This is a genomic window from Streptomyces umbrinus, assembly GCF_030817415.1.
GTDB classification, from domain to species: domain Bacteria; phylum Actinomycetota; class Actinomycetes; order Streptomycetales; family Streptomycetaceae; genus Streptomyces; species Streptomyces umbrinus_A.
On record NZ_JAUSZI010000002.1, the window covers coordinates 9671418 to 9693100 of the forward strand.

Consider the following 21683-nt stretch of genomic DNA (forward strand, 5'->3'; position numbering starts at 1 on the left):
CGAGATCTCGTACGCCCCCTTCGCGCTGTTCAGGCGAGCAGTTCGCCCTCGATGACGGTGACCGCGCGGCCGGTGAGCAGTGTGCGCTCGCCGCGGAGTTCGGTCCGTACGAGGCCGGAGCGGGACGAGGCCTGGCGGCCGGTGAGGGCGGTGCGGCCGAGGCGCTCGGACCAGAAGGGCGCGAGGGCGGTGTGGGCGCTGCCGGTGACCGGGTCCTCGTCGATGCCGATGTTCGGGAAGAAGCAGCGGGACACGAAGTCGTAGCCCTCGGAGGGGTCCCCGGCGAGGGCCGTGGCGATGATGCCGCGCTCGGAGTGGCGGGCGAGGGACGCGAGGTCGGGGGAGAGGCCCAGGACCGCCTTCTCGTCGGCGAGTTCGACCAGCAGGTCGCCGACGTTCGGGCCCGTGTCATGGGCGGTGAGCGGCTCGGCGCCCAGGGCCTCGGCGATGCCCTGCGGGACCTCGACCGGGGTGAGCGGGGCCGTCGGGAAGTCCAGCGTGATCGTGCCGTCGTCGTGCGCGGTGGCGATGAGCACGCCGCTCCTGGTCGCGAACCGTACGGGTCCCTGGGCGGCGCCCGTCGTGGCCAGTACGTGCGCCGTGGCGAGGGTCGCGTGGCCGCACATCGCCACCTCGGCGGTGGGCGTGAACCAGCGCAGCGCCCAGTCGGCCTCTCCGCCCGCCGGGAGGGGGTGGGCGAACGCGGTCTCGGCGTGGTTGACCTCCAGGGCCACGTTCTGGAGCCAGGCGTCGTCCGGGAAGGACGTGGAGGCGTCGAGGAGGAGGACCCCGGCCGGGTTGCCGGCGAAGGGGCGGTCGGTGAAGGCGTCGACGATTCGAATCCGCATGAGGCAGACGCTAGGCGCTGATCGGAGCCCCGGGCCAAGGCCAATCAGGGGCGGGTGGACCGGTGGTGGGGCGTGGGGGATCCATGGGGGCTCGTGGACGTGCGTGCGTGGCGGCGACGTCCTCTTTCGGCGGCTGTCCTGTCTCATTGAAGTTAGTCGTCTGCGTGACGCTGACCTGCGTGGACTGGATTGAGTGAGAAGCGTGGACTGGGTTCGTTGAGACAGACTGCATCTGTCCGTCTCATGTGATCTCAGTCGATCCGGTTCGCCCGCGACGACGTCAATGGAGTGTCGCCGTGCCATAGCTGGCGATGCCTCTCGTTAATTCGCAGGTCAGCGGCTTGCTTCGGCTGGCAGGATCGAGGCCATGTCGATGGATCCGTTGGTGGCCAGAGCCGTGGGCTCTGGGAGGACCTGGCCCAGGTGCCGGTGTCGTTCGCCCCGCTGGGCGGCGTGAACGTTGCGGTCTCCCCGCGGTCCGGGCTGTGCCCGGTTGGCTGGGTCGGAGTGGTAGCTCTGGGTGGATCAGCGATCGTGACCGCGCCGAGTGACAGTGCCGCCATGATCGTTCGTGAGGCACTGGGGAGACTTCCGGTAGAGGCCGTCGTGGATGGCGCTTTGGTCCGGGAGGCCCTTCCGGTGGCTCGGGCGCTCGGGCCGGCGGCGCTGTCATATGTGTCCCCAGCGGGTTTCCGGCCAGTGGAAGCTGGCGCGTTGGCCGTGGAGCAACTGTCAGCTGCTCATCCGGATTTGCGGAGCTTGGAGCAGGTGGCTGGTCACGAGGACGCTGGTGAGGCTGCTCTGGAGGAGATTACGTCGCCCGCGTTCGTGGTTCGCGAGCATGGCCAAGTGGTTGCTGCTGCGGGATATCGGGCCTGGCCGAGGCGGACGGCCCATGTCTGCGTCCTGACCGCGCCAGAAACGCGAGGGCGGGGACTGGCACGGGTGACGGGCTCAGCGGCGGTCGCTCATGCCCTCGCTTTCGGGCTGCTGCCGCAGTGGCGCGCGCGCCCGCCCGCCTCCCGGCGTGTTGCGGCTGCATTGGGCTTCGAGGAGCTGGGCTCCCAACTCAGCATTGAGATCGCTTAAGAGTGGCGGTGCGGTGCGGCTCGGTGGGCTCAGCAACGGTAGTAGGGATGGAAAGGGCTCCACCGTGTTTCGGTGCTCACTTCCTCGTGGTGCCGTGACGGCGGGATGGTTTCGCGTGGGAAGAATGCGTCGTAAATCCTCCGGCTGCGGTGGAAGGCAGCGAACTTGTGGAGGGAGAAGTGCTGCTCAACCCATTGGATCAGAGGGTCCTGGCGTTCCTTGGGGACGTAGCCGAGGAGGATGCCGCGGAGGGTGATCTGCTCGATGAGCCAGGTGACGTGGCCGGTGGCGACAGCGCGGCGTTCCCACTCTCGGCCTGCGAGGAGTCCGGTGAGGGCCACGACCTGGGGGTGAAAGACCATCGCGAGTGTCAGGTCGCGGGCGGGCGCCTTCCCTGCGCCGTCGGTGAGGAGGCGGCGCGCGGTGTTGAGTAATTCAAACGGGTCAGCGCTGCTCTCCAGCCAGGTGAAGTAGATCTTGCGGGCCTCTGGATAGGCGCTGCGGACCCAGCGGCGGCCATGCCGAGTCATCAGATTCCGGTGGTGCCTTTGAGCCCTGACTGTGTCGGGGATCCTGCTGATGTCGACCTGTTCGTCGGCGTTTGTGATGCCGTCGCCGATCCAGAGACGGTGGCAGAGACAGACGTTGCGATCGTGGGTGGTCCAGCAAGTCACGGGCAGAGCGATGCCTGCGGCGTGGGTGCAACGTCGGCAGGCCGGACGTTGGATGGCCGTGCGCAACGTTGCCCGCGGGCGGCCGATGGTGCCGGGTTTGTCGGGAGCGTCGGTGTCGAGGAATTCCGGCAGGGCCAGTTCCAGGGCGGTGCGCGTGACACCGGCCGCAGCGGCGAGCGGCTCCAGAAGGGTGTTGATGGGGGTCTTCTTGGTCCGGCGGATTTCCAAGAGGGGCAGCAGTTGGTCGGCGGGAAGGTGGTTGGCGGCGGCGAGCCGGCCGAGAAAGGAGTCCAGAGTCTCGTTGTGAAAGAGCGAGACGGTGCGTGGAAGCGGTGCTCGCAGCGGCATCACTCGCCGCGTTCTGGCGCAGGATGGGCTGCCGGACCTGCTCTGAGGCGTGCACGGTCAGCCGCAACGCGGCAGATTCGTGAACACCACTTCTGTAGGCGCCCGCCAGCAGACAAGGCGTCCGTGCTCTGTTGTAGCTGTCGGCCGCACTGCCCGCACTCACCGTTGGCCCAGCGGACCTCGTAGGAGGCCTGCCTGCAAGGCTCGGAGCACCAGCGAAACGGGCGGTTGCGCTGGACGACGGTGCCGCAATGGGCGCAGGACGCGGCGCGGAGCGAGTGGCGAAGGGCGCCCTGGTGCGAGAGTGGGACGCGCTTCCGGCGGGCGATCACGCGGCAGCGGTCGGAACACCACCGTGCGGGCCGGCCCTTGACCGTCCGGGAACGCAGGGGCTGGTAGCAGATGCTGCATCGCGTGTCGGTGAGCGCTCGTTGCAGGTCAGCAAGGGGTCGACCCGTGGCCGTGGCCAGCTTCTCGATAAGTGGAGGGCCAGTGGAGCCTGCCGCGCAGAGGTGGGAACGTAGATCGGCGGGCGGGAGATGGTTGGCTCGCGCGAGATGACGGATGTAGGAGTCGACGGTGTCGCTGACGGCTGGGCGCGAACGTAGATCGGCAGGCGGGGAGGACGGGTATCGATCATCGCTGCCTGGCGGGCTTCCGGGCGGGACGGACAGATTCCGCGGCGTGATCCAGGGGGATGGCGTCGAGGCCTTCCTTGGTGACGCGCTCGGTGCCGTTGAGGATCGCGTCGATCGCGGCGCCCCGGATGGCGTGGGACAGGGCTCCGATCATCCCGTCGGTGCGGTTGTGCAGGTAGCGGTCCAGTTTGACCAGGCTGCGCGGTGGATGATCGTGCAGGATCAGGGTCTCTTCCATGGTCGCGATGAGACCCTTCCATTCGTCGCCGTAGGGGAACGGGCCGGTGGGGACGAGAGTGAAGCGGCCTGCGATCTGAGCGCCTCGTGTGCCGATCAGCAGTTCACTGGTCTCCAAATCGATCCCGGCGTAGACGAAGGTGGCGGGGATGCGTTCGGAGAAGTACTTCAAGGTGTCGGAGACCTCGGCCCCGGCCTGTGTCCTCTGCGAGATGTTGTGGATCTCGTCGACGACCACGAGACCCGTGCGGGTGTCGGTGCAGACCCCCACCACGGCCTCGATGATGTCGGTCATGTTCGACCGGGGACGGACCGGAAGCCCCAGGAACCGGGCGAACTCCGCCGCGACCATGCGGGCGGTCGCAGCGGGCGGAACGGTGATGTAGAGGACCGGGATGCGATCGCCGACCGTTGGGTGACGGGCCCGGTCGAGGAGTTCGTGGGCGCGGCCGAGCTGAGCGATGGCGCTGGTCTTGCCGGTGCCTGGAAGGCCTGAGACCATCAGGCCGCGCCGGGCGCTGATCGCGTGCCGGTTCAGCAGGACCAGGCGACGGCCGCAGATCCGTGTCTTCTCGACAAACGACGTGGAGACCGTGAGCATCCGGGCGTGATGATCGAGGCGGTCCTCGTCGTAAAGGTCCCGCTCGGTTGGTGACAGCTGCCGCAGTTCATCCAGGGACAGTTGGGCCGGGGGCGGAGGCGGGCCGTCGATGAACTTCCGCCAACCGGCCAGAGTGGTCAGCTGCCGGTTCGCCTCGGCGTCGGCCTCCTGCACTGTCGTGGGTCCAGCCGCTGGGCAGGAGGGGGTCATGTGCGCTTCCAGGGGTTGGCGAGCGGGTCGAACAGGCCCAGAGGGATGACGTCGGCGAGCTCGGTGTCCGACTCGTCGTTGTGTTCGGGCTCGGTGGCGCGCGGGTCGGGGACCGGGCGGTCGGTCGTGGTGGCCCGGGTGCGAGCGGCGACGCGGCGGTCGCGCTTCGAGCGCTTGGCCGGACGGTTCTGTTCCGCAGCGGGACCGTCGTGGGCCCGCCGCAGCAGGGCAGAGGCCGCATCCGCGATCTGTTCCTCGGTGCCGCCGGGGACCTGGGCGCGAGCGTGGTCCCAGGCCAGCTCACCGAAGGGGACGCCGACGCGGTGCAGATGCTTCCAGAACACGGTGATCCACCGATCAGCGCGGGCGTCGCGTACCCAGATCCGGGAGACGTCGTAGGGGTCGTAGTGGACCTCCCACAGGCCCTTCTTCGTCGTCACCCCGGAGCGCTGGCGGCGCAACGGGTTCAACTCAGGGCTGTCGTAGGTGCGGTGCTTGATGCGGATTCCGTAGGCGTTGATTGCCTGCCAGCGTTCGGGCAGCAGCTCGACGTAGTCCTCCCCACTTAGCGGCACTGGCACGTATCCGCAGGACTCAAGCAGCGTCGCGTACTTCTCGTTCGGCGAGAATGCCCGTGCCGGTGCGTCCGGGTCGCGCAGAGAGTCGTGGGGCCTCGTCTGCCAGCAGGCAATGATCCATTCGTCGAGGAGGTTCTGAAGTTCGGGCAGTGACCACAGCGGTCCTTCTTCCAGGGCCCGGCCGCGCCGGTCCGTCGTCGAGCCGGTGTATCCCGCGACGAACTGGGCGAACAGTGTGGCAACAGAGCCCAGGGTCTTCTCGATCGTGCCCTTGTCGGTCGGCGTCGCCTTGTGCGCCGGCTGCAGGTTGATGCCCAGATAGCAGCAGGACGCGCGGAAGGCGTGCGAGATGAAGACGCTGCCGTGGTCGCAGACGATCGTCTCCGGCACGATCACCGGGCGGGCGGCCGCGTGTTCCAGGCGCTTGTCGATGCTCAGCAGCCGCCGGTGCGGCAACGCTGACCGGGACATCCGCAAGGCTTCCGCCCAGCCAGGACGCATCGCCTCAGGGGTAACACTGCGAGCCAGCAGCGCGGAGGCGTCCGCGGCCTTCGTGGAGGGCCACAACACCGCTGCGGTGATCGACCTGGTGGCGATGTCCACCATGCCCGTCAGTTCGACCTTCTCGGCGACACCGTCATCTAGTCTCACCAGCACGTCCATCGGTGTGGAATCGATCTGCATCAGCTCGCCGGGCGCACTCGCCGGCACTTCGCCAAACGGCCCAGACGGCCGTGCACCAATCGATCGGCGGGTTCGGGCCGACCCGGTGGCATGGGTGCCCGTGGCGAGCTTGTCGAACAGCCGGTAGAGCGTGGCCCGAGACGGCAGTTCAACGCCGGTTGTCTCCTCCTGGTCGGACAGGATCTGCTTGGTCCGCCAGATGATGAAGCCGATCGTCCTCGACGAGGCTTCGGCGGTCTCGGCAATCGCCCGTCGCATGGCCTCCACCACAGCGGGCTCGACCTGGCCGAAGGCCTGCATCTGCTTGGCCGAACGGCGGTCCGCCAGCCCGACCAGTCCATCGCGCTGGTAGCGCTGACGCCGCTGCTTGATTCCGCTGGCTGACACCTGGTGCCCAGCTGCCGTCAGCTCCGCAGCCTTGGCCCGCTCGCGCTGGGCCAGCGAGCGCTGTTCCGCATCGAACTCCGGCCGCGGCTTGGCCCCTTCTGGAGCATCTGGCGGCAGGCCGTGCAAGACCTCCAGGATATGCCTCTCCCACCAGCGGGCCTGGTCAGCGGCGGCCTCGGGAAACTCCGCGATGCGGGACGTCTGCGGCACCTGCCTCGTCATCTCCTCGGAGGTTAGATCCTGGATCCAGAGGAGGTGGAAAATGCACCGGCAGCGTCAACAGCCGATCCCCGGCGGCGTCTGCCCCCACCATGAGAGGTCCCGGGGCTGCGAAGACCTCCCGGAGCCGGGCAGCCGCCGGGTGGTGCAGACACCGTGGGTGCCGGTAGCGCGACAGCCACCGGACATTCGCGAGCAGCACCGCGTCCGGCACCCCCAGCCGCTCGAACCTCCACCCGGCCTGGGCGCAGAGCAGACGCGTCACCTCGAACGCCTCGGCGTCCTTCGGCTCGATCCGATCGTCCGCACGAACATCGACGACCACCGCCGAGCCGTCCGCGCGGCGCACGAAGTAGTCCGGGGCGTGCCGACGCTCCCGCTCGCCGTCATGCCAGTGCAGCCAGAACGGCTGCGAGCCGATGCCCACCACGTGCGGATCGAAGTCCAGCAGCAGCAGTTGGTCCCGCTCCAGCCAAGACTCAAAGCCGACGTGCTGCCCGGTCGTCGCCGCCCAGTACCAGCCCGGGAAGTGACGCTCACCGCGCGACCAGCGAAACGTACGCACGGGATCGACATCCTCGAACCGGCCCGTCACACAGTCGCGTAGCGGACGCCGACGACGCCCGTGCACCGCGTCCACGTACGACAGCTCGACGCACGGCCCCGCGTGATCCACTCCAGCCGGTACAGCCATCCAGCACCCCCAGCGCGCTCAACCGCGCGACTAGGTTCGCTGAGACAGAAGCCCGAACGACTCGGTTCGTTGAGAAAACGACTCGATTGAGTGAGACGGGACAGCGGCTGTCCTTCGACAGCGAAGTTAGTCGTGCGCAGCGCGCTGACCTGCGTCGACTGGATTGGATGTCAACACGGCGGGCGATAGCGTGGAACATCGTGTCGGAGGGGGACGCTGGATGCGGATTGTGCGCGACATCTGCCGTGTGCACATTCTGTGCGCTGCCCACGCGTCCGCGTCAGCCGCTGCGTCGGCGAGCGCGGAGGGCGGCCCAGTGGCGTAGCCGTTCGCTGATCTGGGCTTCGTAGCCGTTGCGTGTGGGCTGGTAATAGGTCTCGCGGTCCATGTCGTCGGGAAAGTAGTCGGCGCCGGAGAAGCCGCCGGTGGTGTCGGGGTCGTACTGGTAATCCTTGCCGTAGCCGAGGTCCTTCATCAGCCGGGTCGGGGCGTTGAGGATGTGGGCGGGCGGCATGAGTGAGCCGGTGCGGCGGGCGGATCGGTGGGCCGCGTTGAAGCCGCGGTAGACGGCGATGGACTTGGGGGCCGTGGCGAGGTATAGAACGGCCTGGGCGATCGCCAACTCGCCCTCGGGGGAGCCGAGTCGCTCGTACACGTCCCAAGCGGCGAGGGCCTGCTGGATGGCGTGCGGGTCGGCGATGCCGATGTCTTCGTTCGCGAAGCGGACCAGGCGGCGGGCCACGAACAGGGGGTCCTCGCCGCCGTCGAGCATGCGGGCGAGCCAGTACAGGGCCGCGTCCGGGTCGGAGCCACGCATCGACTTGTGGAGCGCGGAGATCAGGTTGTAGTGGCTCTCCTGCGCCTTGTCGTATAGCGGGGCGCGCTGCTGGATGTGGTGGGCGAGGGCGGCGGTGTCCAGGGGGGTGCCGGGGTTCGGGAGGGCTTGGAGCTGTTCGGCCATGTTGAGGAGGTAGCGGCCGTCGCCGTCGGCCATGGCGATCAGGGCGCGGCGGGCGTCGTCGTCCAGGGGCAGCCGGTGGCCGGTGAGGCCCTCGGCACGGTCGAGGAGTGTGGACAGGGCGGCTTCGTCGAGGCGTTTGAGGACGAGGACCTGGGTGCGGGAGAGGAGGGCGCCGTTGAGTTCGAAGCTCGGGTTCTCCGTGGTGGCGCCGATCAGGGTGATCGTGCCGTCCTCGACGTAGGGCAGGAAGCTGTCCTGCTGGGCGCGGTTGAAGCGGTGGATCTCGTCGACGAACAGCAGGGTGCCCTGGCCGATGCCGCGCCGGCTGCGGGCGGCGGCGAAGACCTTGCGCAGGTCGGCCACGCCGGAGAAGGTGGCCGACACCGGTTCGAAGGCCAGGTTGCTGCCGTCCGCGAGCAGGCGGGCGATGGTCGTCTTCCCGACGCCGGGCGGACCCCACAGGATGGCGGAGCCGAGGCGTTGCTGAGCGACCATGCGACCCAGCGGGGCGTCCGGGGCCAGGAGGTGGTCCTGCCCGACGACCTCATCCAGCTGGGTGGGGCGCAGGCGGTCAGCGAGGGGCCGGGCGGGCTCCTCGTCGAAGAGCGGCAGGGTCGCTTCGGTCGGTTCCATTGGTCTCTCGGATCGCAGGCAAAGGTGTGCGGGCGTGGCGAGCCTCGCACGGGGCACTGACAGACGTGGGCTCAGCGGCTCGTGGGCGCGCTGGCGGTGCTCAGCGGCTACGGGGGCGGTCGCGCCTGGGCAGCCGCTCGACGGCCAGGTCGTAGGAATCCTCGACCGCGTCGGCGATCAGCCGCTCGGTGATGCCGGGGCCCGGCCCGAGCGAGATCCAGTGGTGTTTGTCGAGGTAGCGGCCCGGCGTGATCGAGGCATGGCCACGCTCCAGTGCCCGCGCGTGCTCGGGCTCGCACTTGACCGTGATGATCTGGACGTCCGGGTCGTCCGTGACGATCAGGAACACCTTGCCCGCGACCTTGTACACGTCGAGTCCGGGTGTGAAGGGGTAGCCGTGGCTGACGTCAGGGAGGGCCAGGGCCGCCCGGCGGGCGGTGTCCTGAAGCCGGTCACCGGCCGCGGTCACCGGGCCACCCGCGTGCCGGTGCCGTAGGTGTGCGGGTCGACGGGCCGCTCGGCCTTGGGCAGTTGGGCGACGACGAGCCGGTAGGAGTCGGTGACGAGCTCCCTGACGAGCTCCTTGTCGACGCCTTCTCCGCCCTCCACGGTGATCCAGTGCTTCTTGTTCATGTGATAGCCGGGGGTGATGTGGCTGTACTGCTCCCGCAGAGCGTGGGCCTCTCCGGGGTCCGCCTTGAGGATCACGACGGGCCGCCCCGGGACTTCCGTCATCAGCATGAACACCTTGCCGCGCACCTTGTAGACCTCCCAGTCCGGGCCGAAGGGGTGCTCCAGCTGGGCTCCCGGGAGTTCCTCCGCGCAGTCGGCGGCGGTCTGGTGCAGGGCCGATCCGTTCATGGGGCGTTGCCTTCCTCAGGTGGTGACGGACTGTGGCATCGAGGAATGTGGAGGGCGCGCCGCGCGGGCGCGGTGGCTCGTCCCATCCTTCCGCCGCAGCCGCCCGGAAGGGCGGTAGGCTGCGGACACGTGATGGTCGACAAGGGACACCCCGATCCGAGTGGAAGCGCGGCCGGTCCGGCTGCGGTTCCGCTGTTCGGTTTCCAGCCCCCGGTCGGTACCCCGTATGGCCTCGAGGTGAGCACCGTCGAGGACTTCTTCGCCCACCACGACGACTGGCCGTGGAACCCGCCCCGTCCGGGCCGCGCCACCTTCCACTACCTCATCGCCGTCACCGAGGGTGAGCTGCGGCACGACGTCGACCACGTCACGCGGACCGTCACCCCCGGCCAGTGGCTGTGGGTGCGTCCCGGACACGCACAGTGCTGGCATCCGCCCGGCGCGGCCCGCGGCCCGTTCATCCTGTTCGAACCGGACGTACTGCGGCCCGACCTCGCCCGTCTCCTGGCCCCGCTCACCGCGCACGGGGCACCTGCCGTGCTCAGCCCGCACCCCGACGACACCGCCTGGCTCCAGCAGACGGCACTCCAACTCCTGGACGAACACCGCGCACTGGGGCGCCGCCCTCTCGACATCCACCACGCGCTGCGGCGTAGCCTGCTCGAATCACTGCTGCTGCGCCTGGCCAACTCCCCGGGCATCGCCCCCACCGGGACAGCCGTGGCCGGCGCGGGCCGCGCCGACAGATACCGACACTTCCTGGACGCCTTGGAGCTGCACTTTCGCGAGCTGCACCAAGCCGCGGACTACGCCGAGTTGCTCGGCTGCTCGGTCCGCACCATCAGTCGTGCCGCCCAGGATGCCGCCGGCAAGGGAGTACGTGAACTCATCGACGAGCGGCGCCTCCTGGAGGCCCGGCGCCTGCTGGGAAGCGCCGGTTGGGACGCCCGGGCCGTGGCCGTACACCTCGGCTTCACCGACCCCGCGAACTTCGGCCGCTTCTTCCGCGACCGCACCGGCCTCACCCCGGCCGCCTTCGTGGCCCGCGCAGCCGGGACCGACGCGTGACGGAAACGCGGCGCAGGCCCCTTGCCCGTCAGGAGGAGATGGCTCCCGGCGCGGTCAGTCTGTGGTGAAGCTGGACAGTACCGCGGCCGGGAGGCGGCTGCCTGCCGAGCCGTGGGGAAGGATCTCGGCGATGCGGGCCAGATCGGCGGCCGAGAGCTGGACGTCGACGGCGCCGGCGTTCTCCTCGATGCGCTTGGTGCTGCGGGTGCCGGGAATGGGCGCGATGTCCTCACCCTGGGCGAGCAGCCACGCCAGCGCGAGCTGGGCGGTAGTGGTGCCCTTGGTGTCGGCCAGGTTCTTGAGCTGTTTGGTGGCGCGCACGTTGTACGTGTAGTTCTCGCCCTGCCAACGCTCGTCCCAGCTGCGCATGTCGTCCGCGGGGTACTCGCTGGCGGGTTTGACCTGGCCGGTGAGGAAGCCGCGGCCGAGCGGGGAGTAGGGCACCAGGCCGATGCCGAGTTCCCGCAGGACGGGAAGGATCTTCTCCTCGACCTCCCGCTCGAAGAGCGAGTACTCGTACTGGAGCACGGAGACCGGGGTGACGGCGTGGGCGCGGCGGATGTACTGGGGGCCGACGTTGCTCAGGCCGAAGTACTTCACCTTGCCCTCGGCGATCAGTTCGCCGACCACGCCGGCGACCTCCTCGACCGGAACGGCGGGGTCGGAGATGTGCTGGTAGAAGAGATCGATGTGGTCGCTCTGCAGGTAGCGCAGGCTGTTCTCGGCGACCTTGCGGATGTTTTCCGGGCGGCTGTTGAAGGCGGGGCTGATCGCCGGGGCGGTCATGTCGAAGCCGAACTTGGTGGCGAGGGCCACCTCGTCGCGGAAGTTCTTGACCGCCTTGCCGAGGAGGATCTCGTTGCTGCCGGTACCGGCGCCGTACAGCTCGGCGGTGTCGAAGAAGTCGATCCCGACTTCGTGGGCGCGGCGGATGGTCGCGATGCCCTCGTCGTCGTTCGAGGCGCCGTAAGCCATGGACATGCCCATGATCCCCAGGCCGAGCGCCGAGACGCGCAGACCCTGTGAGCCCAGATTGCGGTGCTGCATGAGTTCACTCCTCAGTGTTTCGCCGGCTTCACCACACAGGCCAAACCGAACTGTTCTGTTTGACTCTACGTGCCGATCGCCCGGATGCCAAACCGAACGGTTCGGTGTCTTATCCTCGGGTTATGTCCCAGTCCCGCGACTCAGGCCAGACCGCAGCGCCCGCCTCCGGCGGCGACACCACGCGCGAGCGCATCCTTACCGCTGCCATGGAGGAGTTCGCCCGCCACGGCATCGCCGGCGCCCGCGTGGACCGCATCGCCAAGCTCGCCAGGACCAGCAAAGAACGCGTCTACGCCTACTTCCGCGGCAAAGATGCGCTCTATGCCGCTGTCGCTGCACGGGAGTACGTAGTCATCGCCGAGGCCACCCAGATGGACCCTTACGACCTCCCTGGCTACGCGGGTCGCCTGTTCGACTACTTCGTCGCCCGTCCGGACCACCACCGCCTGATCACCTGGGGCCGCCTCGAACTGCCGGGCACCAGAGCCGCTACCGACGATCCCGACCAGGCAGTGATCGCCCGCAAAATCGACCAGCTCCGCCGGGTGCAGCAGACTGGACAGCTCGACCCCGCCTGGGACCCGGCCGACGTCCTTGCCCTGGTCAACCAGATCGCCATGACCTGGGCGTCGCAACCCGAACTCAGCGAGGCCGCCGCGGCACACGCCGTGGACCCCACCATCGCCGCCCGCCGCGCCGCGGTGGTGACAGCAGTCGAGCAGCTTTTCCCTCGAGCGCGCTGAGTCCCCGGACTGGCGGCCGCCCTGCGCGAACAATACGTGACGGCCCCGATCGCTCTTGCCGCTGAAGTCGAGGGATCCGGGCTCAGTCGTCCAGGACGACGACGTGCTTGCCCGGCATGGCGCCGGACTCGAGGTCGGCCTGGGCGTCACAGACCTGTTCCAGGCCGTGGTAGACCTTCGCGACCGGGACCTTGAGGCGTCCTGCGGCGATGGCCTGGAGCTGGTGGGCGAAGACGTCGGCTGGCAGGTCGGCGGCCTCGCCCGCATAGCTAGTCAGCCGCACCCCGCTGGGGATCATGAACGGGGTGAAGTCGGGGATCGTCCATTGCCCCGCCAGGGCTCCGGTGAAGCAGACGGTGCCGTGGCGGCGGACGGTGCGGAGGGTGTCGGCGAGGGCCGAGCAGCCCACAAGTTCCAGTGCGGCGTCCACGCCGTCCGGCAGCAGCGCGCGCACCTGGTCGGCGAGGGTGCCGTCGTCGACAAGGGGATGGTCAACGCCCGCCGCCCGCAGTTCCCCGGCCCGGCCGGGGATGCGGGTGGTGGACAGGACGGTGGCTCCGAGGTCCTTCGCGATGGTGGCCGCGCTCAGCCCGACCGTGGAGGTGCCGCCGCGGATCAGCAGCGTCTGCCCGGCGTTGAGATCCAGGCCGGTAGTCAGCGATCCGTAGGCGGTCTGGAACATCTCCGGCAGCGCACCGACGACCTCCCACGGCAGACTGGTCTCGAACGGGATGACCTGCCCGGCTGGGACGCTCACGTACTGGGCGTACGCGCCGTCGTACGAGCGGCCCATGTTGCCCATCATGGTCGCCACCTGCTGTCCCGGCCGCAGTCCGCTGTCCTCGTCGGTCTCGTCGACCACGCCGACGCCCTCGATGCCGGGAACGCGCGGGTAGGTGACCTCCGCGTCCGACTCGCCCTTGCGGGTGGTGATCTCGGACTCGTTGACGCCGAACGCCTTCACCCTGATCCGCACCCAGCCGGGCTTGCGTATGGGCACCGGCACGTCCTTGATCTCCAGTGCGTCGAGGCCGCCGGGCCGGGTGACGACGACGGCCCGCATCGTCGCCGGTGCGGCGTCGCCGGCTGCTGTCCCTTGGCTCATACCCAGCTCCTTTACCGTGTTCGTCCCCGGGCGGCTCTGTGCTGTTCCGCATGTCCGTATTGCCTGATGGCCGTTAGGGGCGGTCGATGCCCTCCCACAGGTCGAGGGCCGCCTGGTAGTGGGCGCTCGCCTCGAAGGGAGGGTTGCCGACGCTTTCCGAGGTCGGACGGTCCGTGACGGCGGGCCACAGACGGGACTGCTCGCCGGTTACGAAGTCGAGCAGGATGTCGCGGATACGCGTGTCACGCTCGGCCTGCTCGGCACGGCGGCCCGGCTTTTCCTGGCCGACCAGGGCGTACATCTCGGTGCCGTGCACGGCGGGCGCGCCCTCAGCGGGTCCGATCACCAGGAGATGGGCGTTGCCGCCCGCGGCGGCGTGGGCCAGGGCACCGCGGGCGGCGGGGAGCGCGAAGAGGTAGTCCGCCATGAGCGCGGCGCGAACCTCGGCCGGGGTACGGCCGCCCTGGTCGTAGGCATGGACGATCTTCTTGGCGCGGGAGCGGGAGATGCGCCAGCCCGCGACCTCGTCGGTGACGCGGTCGAGCGTGTGCGGGTCGAACCGGTCGAGGTCGTTCGCCACCCACCAGCCCATGTCGTCGCTGGCCATGCTCAGCAGCACGTCGACACCGCGGTGCGCGCCCGAGGCCAGGACGTCCATGGGGTGGGCGTGCACCACCGCGCCGGGCTGTCCGATGTCCAGGACGACGCCGGTGGCCTGGTTGTCCACCCCGCCACGGACGCCGAGATCCGTCGGGGCGACCTTGTTCAGGGCAGCCACCAGGGAGGCCGTGTCGAGGTCGATCAGCTTGTCGGGGTTGTCTGCGACACCGAGTTCCGTGACGAACCGGTGCGCGAGCTCCTCGGCCCACCAGGCCGGGATGGAGCGGGCGGGCCCGCCGGAGAACCCGGCCAGGCGCCGGTACAGGCCGTTGGCGGAGGAGGCACTGAGCAGCCCGAAGGTGGTGTAGGCGCCGCCGCTGTGGCCGTAGACGGTGACGTTGTCGGGATCGCCGCCGAAGTGGGCGATGTTCCGCTGGATCCAGGTGAGCGCGGCGATGGCGTCCTGCAGGAAGAGGTTGCTGGCCTCGGCGAGCCGCCCGCCGTACTGCGAGAGTGAGAGCGCGCCCAGGGCGCCGAGCCGGTAGTTGATCGACACGCCCACCACGCGCCCCGTCGCGGCGAGGCCGGCGGCGTTCGAGGTGATCTGCGTGTTCGCGCCGTACTCGAATCCGCCGCCGTGGATGTACACGGCCACCGGCAGCGCCTCCCTGGCCGGCTGCTCGGGAGCCCACACGTTCAGGTTCAGGCAGTCCTCGCCCATCCCGCTGTCCGCTTCGAGCCAGTCACCGCTGTCGGGCTGGACGGAGACGACGCCCTTGCGGTCATACGGGAGGTCCGGATCGAACTCCGCGACCACGGGGCGGCGGTACCGCTCGGCGGTGGCATACGGGATCCCCCACCAGGACCGTACCCCTGGTGCAGTCGGAGCCTTGGGTGTGGCGGCGGCCATGACATGTCCTTCCGGCGCGGTTCGGGTGATGTGGGAGGGTGCGTCGGCGGCTGGGCTCGCCGTGGCGCCCTCCCATCCTTCCCCGGGATCCGGCAAATCGCCCGGCGGAAAGCGGTCACGCGATGGTCGCCAGGTGACACTTTGGCGCTCCTCTTCTTCGTCATCCACGCCCCCTGCGTCCCTGCCGCCCCGGACGCCACTCCGCTGCCCCTCCGCCGGTGGCCCTTCCGAGTCGCCGGACCACGCCTGCGCGCTTGCCTCCCCGGAGCGTCGCCGCCCCGTGCAAGCTCGGTGGCGTCGCTGTCTACGACGGCCGTGACCTATGCATGCGGCTCTGGCATGGGGCCTCGTACTTCACCGCTGTCAGGGAGAGGCAGTTGGGGCCGCTGTATGCGCCTCTGGGTTCCCTACGCGTGCTGACGCTGTTCGGGATCGTGTGTATCGGATGTAGTGGCGGATGCTGTCGTATGTGACCAAGTAGTCGTGGTGGTCCATGAGTTCGGTCCAGATCTGCCTTGCGTTGAGCTTCCTGCCGATCATGCCCTCGACCAGGTCGGCGAGTTCCCCTGTGATGGGTTCGGTCAGCGGACTCGTCTCTGCGGTGGTCAGGCGTGGGACCTCCAGGGCGAAGCGGATGTCCGAGCAGCGGAGGTTGTGGCGTTTTGCGAGCGTGCGGATCTGTGTCCCCTTGAGGGCCTCTTGGGCGATGCGGTGGGCCAGGTCTTGGCGTCCGGCGAAGGGATTTCTCCTGGGGAGGCGTCGGCGTGGTCTGTTTGTGCCGCCCAGGGAGTTGGCGTCGGCGAGAGCCCGTTCGAGTGCTTCGGGCGAGTGGCCGGCGGTGGTGGCGAGGTGTTCGAGGAGGGGCCTGCCGAACCACTGCGGTGGGCCGCAGAGATAGCAGTGCAGGAAGCTGGGCTGGAGATAGTTGGCGCGGGCCAGGCGTCGGATGTAGGAGTTGGTGGATTCTCCGAGGCAGGGGCGGAGTCGGACCGGCAGCGGCGCGAACCGGGGCGGCAGTTCGCTGTTCATCGGGACGCAGCGGTTTTCGTGGCCATGGACGCCGTGGTGTGGGCTGTGTGGTCGAGCGGAATGGCCTGGAGGCTCTTCTTGGTGATCTTCTCGGTGCCGGTGAGGATGGCGTCGAGGGCGGCTCCGCGGATGGCGTGGGAGAGAGCCGATCATGCCGCCGGTGTGGTTGTGCAGGAAGCGGTCCAGGTCGGTGAGTGTGCCAGGGCGGTGTTCGTGCAGTCGCAGGGTGTCTTCCATGGTGGCGACCAGGCCCTTCCATTCGCTGTTGTAGGGGAAGGGGCGGGTGGGGATCAGGGTGAAGCGGCCGGCGATCTGGGCGCCGCGTGTCCCGGACAGCAGCCCGGATTCGTCGATGTCGATGCCGGCATAGACGAAGGTGGCGGGCAGGCGTTCGGAGAAGTACTTGAGGGTGTCGGCGACTTCGGCGCCGTGGCGGCTGGTGAGTGAGATGTTGTGGAGTTCGTCGACCAGCACCAGAGCGGTGCGGGTGTCGGTGCAGACACCGACGGCAGCCTCGATGATGTCCGTCATGTTCGAGCGGGCCCGCACCGGCAGGCCGAGGAAGCGTGCGAACTCGGTCGCGATCATGCGGGCGGTCGCGGCGGGCGGGACGGTGACATAGACGACCGGAATCCGGTGTGTGGCATGGGGGTGCCGGGCCCGGTCCAGGAGTTCATGGGAGCGCCCCAACTGCGTGATGGCGATGGTCTTTCCGGTTCCCGCCGGGCCGGAAACGATCAGCCCGCGGCGGGCGCTGATCGCGTGCCGGTTCAGCAGCACCAGACGACGGCCGCAGATCGCCGTCCGCTCGACGAACGAGGTGGCGACGGTGAGCATCCGAGCGTGATGGTCAAGGCGGGACTCGTCATAGAGATCCCGCTTGGCTGGGTTCATCTGCTGCCAGGCACTGCGCGACGCCAAGACCGGGGGAGTGGGTGGGCCGTCGATGAACCTGCGCCATCCAGTCAACGTGTTCAGCTGCCGGTCGGCCTCGGCGTCGGTCTCCTGCAGCACGGTGCGTCGGGCCGCCGGTTTGGAGATGGTCACGTGCGCCTCCAAGGATCGGCCAGCGGGTCAAACAGGCCCAGCGGGATGACCTCTGCCAGCGCGGAGTCCGCCGTGTCCTTGTCCATGGGCTCGCTCTCGGCCGGTGGGTCAGGGATCTCCCGGCTCGGGGCGGTCGCTCGGGTGCGGGCTGCGACCCGGCGATCCTTCCTTGATCGTTTGACCGGAGGGCTCTTCTCGCCTGCAGGACCGTCGTGGGCGCGCTTGAGTAGGGCGGCTGCCGCTTCCGCGATCTGGATTTCGCTGTCGTTCGGAACCTGTCGGCGGGCGTGGTCCCAGGCCATCTCGCCGAAGGGGACGCCGACGCGGTGCAGGTGCCGCCAGAAGACGGTGATCCACCGGTCTCTCTCGCCGCGGCGGTCGCGTACCCAAATCCGCGAGATGTCGTAGGGGTCGTAGTGGATCTCCCACAAGCCCTTCTTCTCCGCGACCCCGGAGTGCTGACGGCGCAGCGGGTTCAACTCCGGGCTGTCGTAGGTGCGGCGCTTGATCCGGATGCCGTAGGCGTTGATCGCGTGCCACCGCTCCGGCAGCAGCTCGACGTAATCCTCACCGCTCAACGGGGCCGGAACGTAGCCGCACGACTCCAGCAGCATCGCGTACTTCTCGTTCGGCGAGAACGCCCGCTTCGGTGTGCTGGGATCGCGCAGCGCGTCGTGCGGCCGGTTCTGCCAGACCGTGACGATCCATTCGTCCAGCAGGTCCTGCAGCTCGGGCAAGGACCACAACGGCCCGTCTTCCACACGCCGGCCACGGCGCTCCACCGAGCGGCCGGTGTACCCCGCGACGAACTGCGCGAACAGCGTCGCCACCGATCCCAGCGTCTTCTCGATCACGCCCTTCTCGAAGGGTGACGCCTTGTGCGTCGGCTGCAGCGAGACGCCCAAGAAGCGGCAGGAGGCACGGAAGTTGTGCGAGATGAACACCTTGCCGTGATCGCAGACGATCGTCTCTGGAACGATCACTGGCCGCGCCGCCGCCTGCTCCAGCCGCTCGTCCAGGGCCAGCAGCCGCTGGTGCGGCAGGACCGACCGGGACATCCGCAGCGCCTGTGGCCAGCCCGGCCGCATCGTCTCCGGTGTGATGCTGCGGGCCAGGAGGGCGGAGGCGTCGGCCGCCTTCGTCGTCGGACGCAGCACTGCCGCCGTGATCGACCTGGACGCGATGTCGACCAGCGCGGTCAACTCGACCTTCTCCGCGATGCCGTCATCCAGCCGTACCAAGACGTCCAACGGAGTTGAGTCGATCTGCATCAGCTCGCCCGGCGCGATAGCCGGGACCTCCCCGAACGGACCGGCCGGACGCGCCTGCAACGAGCGGCGTGTCCTCGCCGAACCGGTCGCGTGTGTGCCGACCGCCAACTTGTCGAACAGCCGATAAAGCGTGCGCTCCGTAGGCAGTTCGATGCCGTCGGCATCCTCGCGGGACTCCAGGATCTCCTTCGTCCGCCAGATGGTGAAACGGACCGTCCTCGATGAGGCATCGGTCGTCTCGGCGATCGCCTGCCTCATTGCCTCGACCACCAACGGGGAAATCTGGCCGAAGTCCGGCAGCTTCTTGGCCGACCGACCATCCGCCAGCCCCACCAGCCCGTCGCGCTGATAACGCTGTCGCCGCTGCTTGATTCCACTGGCCGTCATCCGATGGCCCGCCGCTGTCAGCTCGGCGGCCTTGGCTCGCTCCCGCTCGGCCAGGCAACGTTGCCGAGGGTCGAACTCCGGTCGCGGCACTGCCCCGTGGGGAGCATCCGGCGGCAATCCGTGCAGCACCTCCAGGATGTGTCCTTCCCACCAACGGGCCTGTTCAGCAGCTTTCTTAGGGAACTCCGCGATCCGCGCAGTCGGCGGGACCCGACGCTCTTCGCTCGTCATCCAGTACTCCCGCCGGCCCGGTGCACGACCGTGCGCGGACCGAGCAGTTCGATGTCCATCTGCTCGGCCGACAACTCGTGCTTCCACAAGAGGTGGAACAACACAGGCAGCGTCTCGAGCCGGTCGCCAGCCGCATCAGCCCCGGCCATCAGCGGTCCCGGCTGAGAAAAGACCTCCAGCAGCCGAGCTGCGACCGGCTCCCGTCGGCAGCGGGGGTGCCGGTAGCGCGACAGCCACCGGACATTCGCCAGTAGCACTGCCTCCGGCGTCCCCACCCGCTCGAACCACCACCCAACTTCCGCGCAGGCCCTGCGCGTCAATTCGAACGCTTCGGCATCCCGCGGAGCGATCCAGTCGTCGGCACGGACATCGACGACCACCGCCGAGCCATCGACCCGACGCACGAAGAAGTCCGGGGCATGCCGACGCTCACGTTCCCCGTCGTGCCAGTGCAGCCAGAACGGCTGGGACGCCATCCCCACCACAGCTGGATCGAAGTCCATGAGTACCAGCCGGTCCCGCTCCAACCACGACTCGAAACCGACGTGCTGCCCTGTAGTCGCCGCCCAGTACCACCCGGGGAAATTGCGTCCACCCCACGACCACCGAAACGGCCGGACAGGCACCGCGCCTTCGAACCTGGCCGTCGCGCAGTCCAGCAACGGACGACGCCGCTTACTCCCGCGCTTGTCGTCCACACGACACGACACCTCGACGTACGGGGCAGTGCTCTCCACCCCTGTCGATACCGACATTCGACCCCCCCAGCGTGATCACCCCTCCGACTAGATTCACTGTCAGAAAAGCCGAAACGACTGAGTTCGTTGTCAAACGCCTCGATTGGATGACAAAGGACAGCGGCCTTTCGTCGGTGCGCCTTGCCAGCCGAACACTTCCGATATATCGTTGACGCATCGCGACAGATCAACGATCGAATGGAGTGATTGCGATGCGTTCCCATGGAGAGGAATACGGACCGGGGTTCGGCCCCGGTGAAGGACGTGGCCGCGGACGCGGCGGGCCCGGGCACCCCGGTCGGGGTGGCTTCGAGGGCCGGCGTTCCGCCTTCGGTCCCTTCGGACCCGGTTTCGGTGGTCCCGGCTTCGGCCCTGGCCCCTGGGGCGGGCGCGGAGGTCGGGGCGGACCGCGCGGCAGGGCGCGGCGCGGCGACGTACGCGCGTCGATCCTGGCCCTGCTCAAGGACCGGCCGATGCACGGCTACGAGATGATCCAGGAGATCGCCGAGCGCAGTGGCGGGGCGTGGAAGCCCAGCCCCGGTTCGGTGTACCCCACCCTTCAGCTTCTGGAGGACGAGGGGCTGATCAGCAGTGCGACCGAGGGTGGCAAGAAGCTGTTCTCGCTCACCGACGCCGGCCGTACCGCGGCCGACGAGGGCCCGGACGCGCCTTGGGAGGACGCCGGGCGCGGGGTCGACTGGGAGGCGCTGAGCGACATCCGGCAGGCCGGCTTCGGTCTGATGGAGGCGTTCGGGCAGGTCTGGAAGACCGGCAGCAAGGAGCAGCGCGAGAAGGCGCTGACCGTCATCAACGACGCGCGCAAGAAGCTGTATCTGATCCTCGCCGACGAGGACTGATGGTCCGCCAATGGGGGGTACTTCGACATCGAGGTACCCCCCTTTAGCGTGTGCCGTCGAGTGCGTGACGGCCCGTTCCGAGCCTGCTCTAGGCCACCAGCCCGCCCAGCTTGCGCAGGGACTCGTGCAGGGCCGCCGTCGCCGAGTCCTTCAGCTTGCCCGCCATCAGCGAGACGGCGGCGCCCGTGAACTCGCCGTCGATACGGACGGTCGTGGCCTCGCCGTCAGGAGTCAGCGTGTAGCGCGTGGCGACCGTCACGGCCATCGGGCCCTTGCCGCGGATCGCGAGCAGACGGGCGGCCTCCAGCTCCTCGATGGTCCAGTTGACCTCGGCCGGGAAACCCATCAGCTTCATGTTCTCCTCGAAGGTGCCGCCGACTTCGAGGGACTCGGGACCGCCCTTCGGGAAGCTGGTGTGGGTGGAGTTCCACTCGCCGTACGAGGAGAAGTCCGTGAGCTGCGCCCAGACCTTCTCGGCGGGCGCCTCTATCCGTGCTTCCGCGCTGACTTCGGCCATGCGACCACCCCTCGTCTCGGGTGCTGCGCCGGGCGCAGCTGGCTACGGTGTCGCGGAACGTAGCCGCAGGACCCTCAACATTCAATACTGATGAACCGTCAGGAAGTGTGGAGACGGGGAGTGTGGAGACGGCAGGGGGTGGGCGCTTGTGGCGGGTGCTCAGTCGACCCGCCGTATCACCGCCGCGTCGAACAGGTCCCAGGCGCGCGGGTACGGCCCTTCGTCGTGGCAGTGCCAGGCGTCCCAGAACAGGTCGGCGAGCAATGCGTCGTCGGGGGCGTAGACCCGGTACACGTACTGCCTGCCGTCGATCGCCGGCAGGACCACCAGCCAGCACCTGCTGTCCATGCTGCGTTGGACGAGCGCCGGTGCGATGCGGTTGCGCGAGGGGCGCAGGGCAAGGCGGCGCGCGCCCGTCGGAGGAAACGGCGTGATGTCATCCGTAAGGAGGAGGAGCCGGACGGTCATGCCC

General features: G+C 68.7%; 19 protein-coding genes and 2 pseudogenes. 4 read left to right on the forward strand and 17 right to left on the reverse strand.

The window, feature by feature from the left end:
• Nucleotides 1-29: 29 nt before the first annotated feature.
• Nucleotides 30-848 carry a PhzF family phenazine biosynthesis protein gene (locus QF035_RS42700; RefSeq protein WP_307526841.1) on the reverse strand — a complete coding sequence of 273 codons (819 nt, stop codon included), beginning with the start codon at nucleotides 846-848 and terminating at the stop codon, nucleotides 30-32.
• Nucleotides 849-1409: 561 nt separating this feature from the next.
• Here QF035_RS42700 and QF035_RS42705 point away from each other — a divergent pair.
• A complete protein-coding gene (locus QF035_RS42705) occupies nucleotides 1410-1937 on the forward strand; it encodes a GNAT family N-acetyltransferase (RefSeq protein WP_307526843.1) in 528 nt (175 codons plus the stop codon).
• A gap of 29 nt (nucleotides 1938-1966) precedes the next feature.
• Here the strand turns inward: QF035_RS42705 and QF035_RS42710 are convergent, their stop codons facing one another.
• The 7 genes and pseudogenes from QF035_RS42710 to QF035_RS42740 all read right to left on the reverse strand — a co-directional run bounded on the left by QF035_RS42710 (nucleotide 1967) and on the right by QF035_RS42740 (nucleotide 9662).
• A complete protein-coding gene (locus tag QF035_RS42710; RefSeq protein ID WP_307526845.1) occupies nucleotides 1967-2959 on the reverse strand; it encodes a TniQ family protein in 993 nt (330 codons plus the stop codon).
• A 636-nt stretch (nucleotides 2960-3595) separates the two neighbouring features.
• On the reverse strand, nucleotides 3596-4645 hold the full coding sequence (locus QF035_RS42715) for an ATP-binding protein (RefSeq protein WP_307526846.1): 1050 nt from the start codon (nucleotides 4643-4645) through the stop codon (nucleotides 3596-3598).
• Entirely contained in the window at nucleotides 4642-6516 is a 1875-nt protein-coding gene (locus QF035_RS42720; RefSeq protein WP_307531831.1) for a Mu transposase C-terminal domain-containing protein, read from the reverse strand. Before QF035_RS42720 ends, QF035_RS42715 begins: the two co-directional genes overlap by 4 nt.
• 3 nt (nucleotides 6517-6519) lie before the next feature.
• Nucleotides 6520-7207 (reverse strand): annotated as a pseudogene (locus QF035_RS42725) (TnsA-like heteromeric transposase endonuclease subunit); the annotation flags it as partial.
• A 280-nt stretch (nucleotides 7208-7487) separates the two neighbouring features.
• Complete coding sequence (locus QF035_RS42730; protein WP_307526847.1) at nucleotides 7488-8801, reverse strand: replication-associated recombination protein A; 1314 nt, start codon at nucleotides 8799-8801, stop codon at nucleotides 7488-7490.
• Between the two features lie 100 nt (nucleotides 8802-8901).
• Nucleotides 8902-9270: an MmcQ/YjbR family DNA-binding protein gene (locus QF035_RS42735; RefSeq protein ID WP_307526848.1), complete on the reverse strand. Its 369-nt coding sequence runs from the start codon at nucleotides 9268-9270 to the stop codon at nucleotides 8902-8904.
• A complete protein-coding gene (locus tag QF035_RS42740; RefSeq protein WP_307526849.1) occupies nucleotides 9267-9662 on the reverse strand; it encodes an MmcQ/YjbR family DNA-binding protein in 396 nt (131 codons plus the stop codon). Before QF035_RS42740 ends, QF035_RS42735 begins: the two co-directional genes overlap by 4 nt.
• A gap of 237 nt (nucleotides 9663-9899) precedes the next feature.
• Between QF035_RS42740 and QF035_RS42745 the strand changes: the two genes are divergently transcribed.
• The gene (locus QF035_RS42745) at nucleotides 9900-10730 is read left to right on the forward strand and encodes a helix-turn-helix domain-containing protein (protein ID WP_307526851.1); all 831 of its coding nucleotides are present in this window, start codon (nucleotides 9900-9902) and stop codon (nucleotides 10728-10730) included.
• A gap of 54 nt (nucleotides 10731-10784) precedes the next feature.
• Here QF035_RS42745 and QF035_RS42750 read toward each other — a convergent pair whose 3' ends face one another.
• Nucleotides 10785-11777: an aldo/keto reductase gene (locus QF035_RS42750; protein WP_307526853.1), complete on the reverse strand. Its 993-nt coding sequence runs from the start codon at nucleotides 11775-11777 to the stop codon at nucleotides 10785-10787.
• 122 nt (nucleotides 11778-11899) lie between these two features.
• Here QF035_RS42750 and QF035_RS42755 point away from each other — a divergent pair, with 122 nt between their 5' ends.
• The gene (locus tag QF035_RS42755; protein WP_307526855.1) at nucleotides 11900-12520 is read left to right on the forward strand and encodes a TetR family transcriptional regulator; all 621 of its coding nucleotides are present in this window, start codon (nucleotides 11900-11902) and stop codon (nucleotides 12518-12520) included.
• A gap of 82 nt (nucleotides 12521-12602) precedes the next feature.
• Here QF035_RS42755 and QF035_RS42760 read toward each other — a convergent pair whose 3' ends face one another.
• From QF035_RS42760 to QF035_RS42785, 6 genes and pseudogenes are all read right to left on the reverse strand, one after another.
• Entirely contained in the window at nucleotides 12603-13625 is a 1023-nt protein-coding gene (locus QF035_RS42760; RefSeq protein ID WP_307526857.1) for an alcohol dehydrogenase catalytic domain-containing protein, read from the reverse strand.
• Nucleotides 13626-13698: 73 nt separating this feature from the next.
• On the reverse strand, nucleotides 13699-15135 hold the full coding sequence (locus tag QF035_RS42765) for a carboxylesterase family protein (RefSeq protein ID WP_307526860.1): 1437 nt from the start codon (nucleotides 15133-15135) through the stop codon (nucleotides 13699-13701).
• A 363-nt stretch (nucleotides 15136-15498) separates the two neighbouring features.
• Nucleotides 15499-16164 carry a hypothetical protein gene (locus QF035_RS42770; protein WP_307526862.1) on the reverse strand — a complete coding sequence of 222 codons (666 nt, stop codon included), beginning with the start codon at nucleotides 16162-16164 and terminating at the stop codon, nucleotides 15499-15501.
• Nucleotides 16161-17211, reverse strand: a pseudogene (locus QF035_RS42775) (TniB family NTP-binding protein). Before QF035_RS42775 ends, QF035_RS42770 begins: the two are co-directional and overlap by 4 nt.
• Nucleotides 17208-19100, reverse strand: a complete 1893-nt coding sequence (locus QF035_RS42780) for a Mu transposase C-terminal domain-containing protein (RefSeq protein ID WP_307526863.1) — start codon at nucleotides 19098-19100, stop codon at nucleotides 17208-17210. The pseudogene QF035_RS42775 and the gene QF035_RS42780 overlap by 4 nt, the downstream one beginning before the upstream one ends.
• Nucleotides 19097-19855: a TnsA-like heteromeric transposase endonuclease subunit gene (locus QF035_RS42785; protein ID WP_307526864.1), complete on the reverse strand. Its 759-nt coding sequence runs from the start codon at nucleotides 19853-19855 to the stop codon at nucleotides 19097-19099. The genes QF035_RS42780 and QF035_RS42785 overlap by 4 nt, the downstream gene beginning before the upstream one ends.
• 194 nt (nucleotides 19856-20049) lie before the next feature.
• Between QF035_RS42785 and QF035_RS42790 the strand changes: the two genes are divergently transcribed.
• Nucleotides 20050-20694: a PadR family transcriptional regulator gene (locus QF035_RS42790; RefSeq protein WP_189845289.1), complete on the forward strand. Its 645-nt coding sequence runs from the start codon at nucleotides 20050-20052 to the stop codon at nucleotides 20692-20694.
• Between the two features lie 88 nt (nucleotides 20695-20782).
• Here QF035_RS42790 and QF035_RS42795 read toward each other — a convergent pair whose 3' ends face one another.
• Both QF035_RS42795 and QF035_RS42800 read right to left on the reverse strand, forming a co-directional pair.
• Nucleotides 20783-21211 (reverse strand): type II toxin-antitoxin system Rv0910 family toxin, encoded by a 429-nt coding sequence (locus QF035_RS42795; protein ID WP_307526865.1) that lies wholly within the window; start codon nucleotides 21209-21211, stop codon nucleotides 20783-20785.
• A 159-nt stretch (nucleotides 21212-21370) separates the two neighbouring features.
• Nucleotides 21371-21679, reverse strand: coding sequence for a hypothetical protein (locus tag QF035_RS42800; protein ID WP_307532063.1), 309 nt, complete (start codon nucleotides 21677-21679; stop codon nucleotides 21371-21373).
• Nucleotides 21680-21683: the final 4 nt, after the last annotated feature.

Coding starts and splice junctions, on each gene's coding strand:
- QF035_RS42710 (WP_307526845.1), bottom strand. CDS start 2,959: ATGCCGCTGCGAGCACCGCTTCCACGCACCGTCTCGCTCTTTCACAAC.
- QF035_RS42795 (WP_307526865.1), bottom strand. CDS start 21,211: ATGGCCGAAGTCAGCGCGGAAGCACGGATAGAGGCGCCCGCCGAGAAG.
- QF035_RS42790 (WP_189845289.1), top strand. CDS start 20,050: ATGCGTTCCCATGGAGAGGAATACGGACCGGGGTTCGGCCCCGGTGAA.
- QF035_RS42755 (WP_307526855.1), top strand. CDS start 11,900: ATGTCCCAGTCCCGCGACTCAGGCCAGACCGCAGCGCCCGCCTCCGGC.
- QF035_RS42780 (WP_307526863.1), bottom strand. CDS start 19,100: ATGACGAGCGAAGAGCGTCGGGTCCCGCCGACTGCGCGGATCGCGGAG.
- QF035_RS42715 (WP_307526846.1), bottom strand. CDS start 4,645: ATGACCCCCTCCTGCCCAGCGGCTGGACCCACGACAGTGCAGGAGGCC.
- QF035_RS42740 (WP_307526849.1), bottom strand. CDS start 9,662: ATGAACGGATCGGCCCTGCACCAGACCGCCGCCGACTGCGCGGAGGAA.
- QF035_RS42700 (WP_307526841.1), bottom strand. CDS start 848: ATGCGGATTCGAATCGTCGACGCCTTCACCGACCGCCCCTTCGCCGGC.
- QF035_RS42705 (WP_307526843.1), top strand. CDS start 1,410: ATGATCGTTCGTGAGGCACTGGGGAGACTTCCGGTAGAGGCCGTCGTG.
- QF035_RS42765 (WP_307526860.1), bottom strand. CDS start 15,135: ATGGCCGCCGCCACACCCAAGGCTCCGACTGCACCAGGGGTACGGTCC.
- QF035_RS42720 (WP_307531831.1), bottom strand. CDS start 6,516: ATGACGAGGCAGGTGCCGCAGACGTCCCGCATCGCGGAGTTTCCCGAG.
- QF035_RS42730 (WP_307526847.1), bottom strand. CDS start 8,801: ATGGAACCGACCGAAGCGACCCTGCCGCTCTTCGACGAGGAGCCCGCC.
- QF035_RS42800 (WP_307532063.1), bottom strand. CDS start 21,679: ATGACCGTCCGGCTCCTCCTCCTTACGGATGACATCACGCCGTTTCCT.
- QF035_RS42785 (WP_307526864.1), bottom strand. CDS start 19,855: ATGTCGGTATCGACAGGGGTGGAGAGCACTGCCCCGTACGTCGAGGTG.
- QF035_RS42750 (WP_307526853.1), bottom strand. CDS start 11,777: ATGCAGCACCGCAATCTGGGCTCACAGGGTCTGCGCGTCTCGGCGCTC.
- QF035_RS42770 (WP_307526862.1), bottom strand. CDS start 16,164: ATGAACAGCGAACTGCCGCCCCGGTTCGCGCCGCTGCCGGTCCGACTC.
- QF035_RS42760 (WP_307526857.1), bottom strand. CDS start 13,625: ATGAGCCAAGGGACAGCAGCCGGCGACGCCGCACCGGCGACGATGCGG.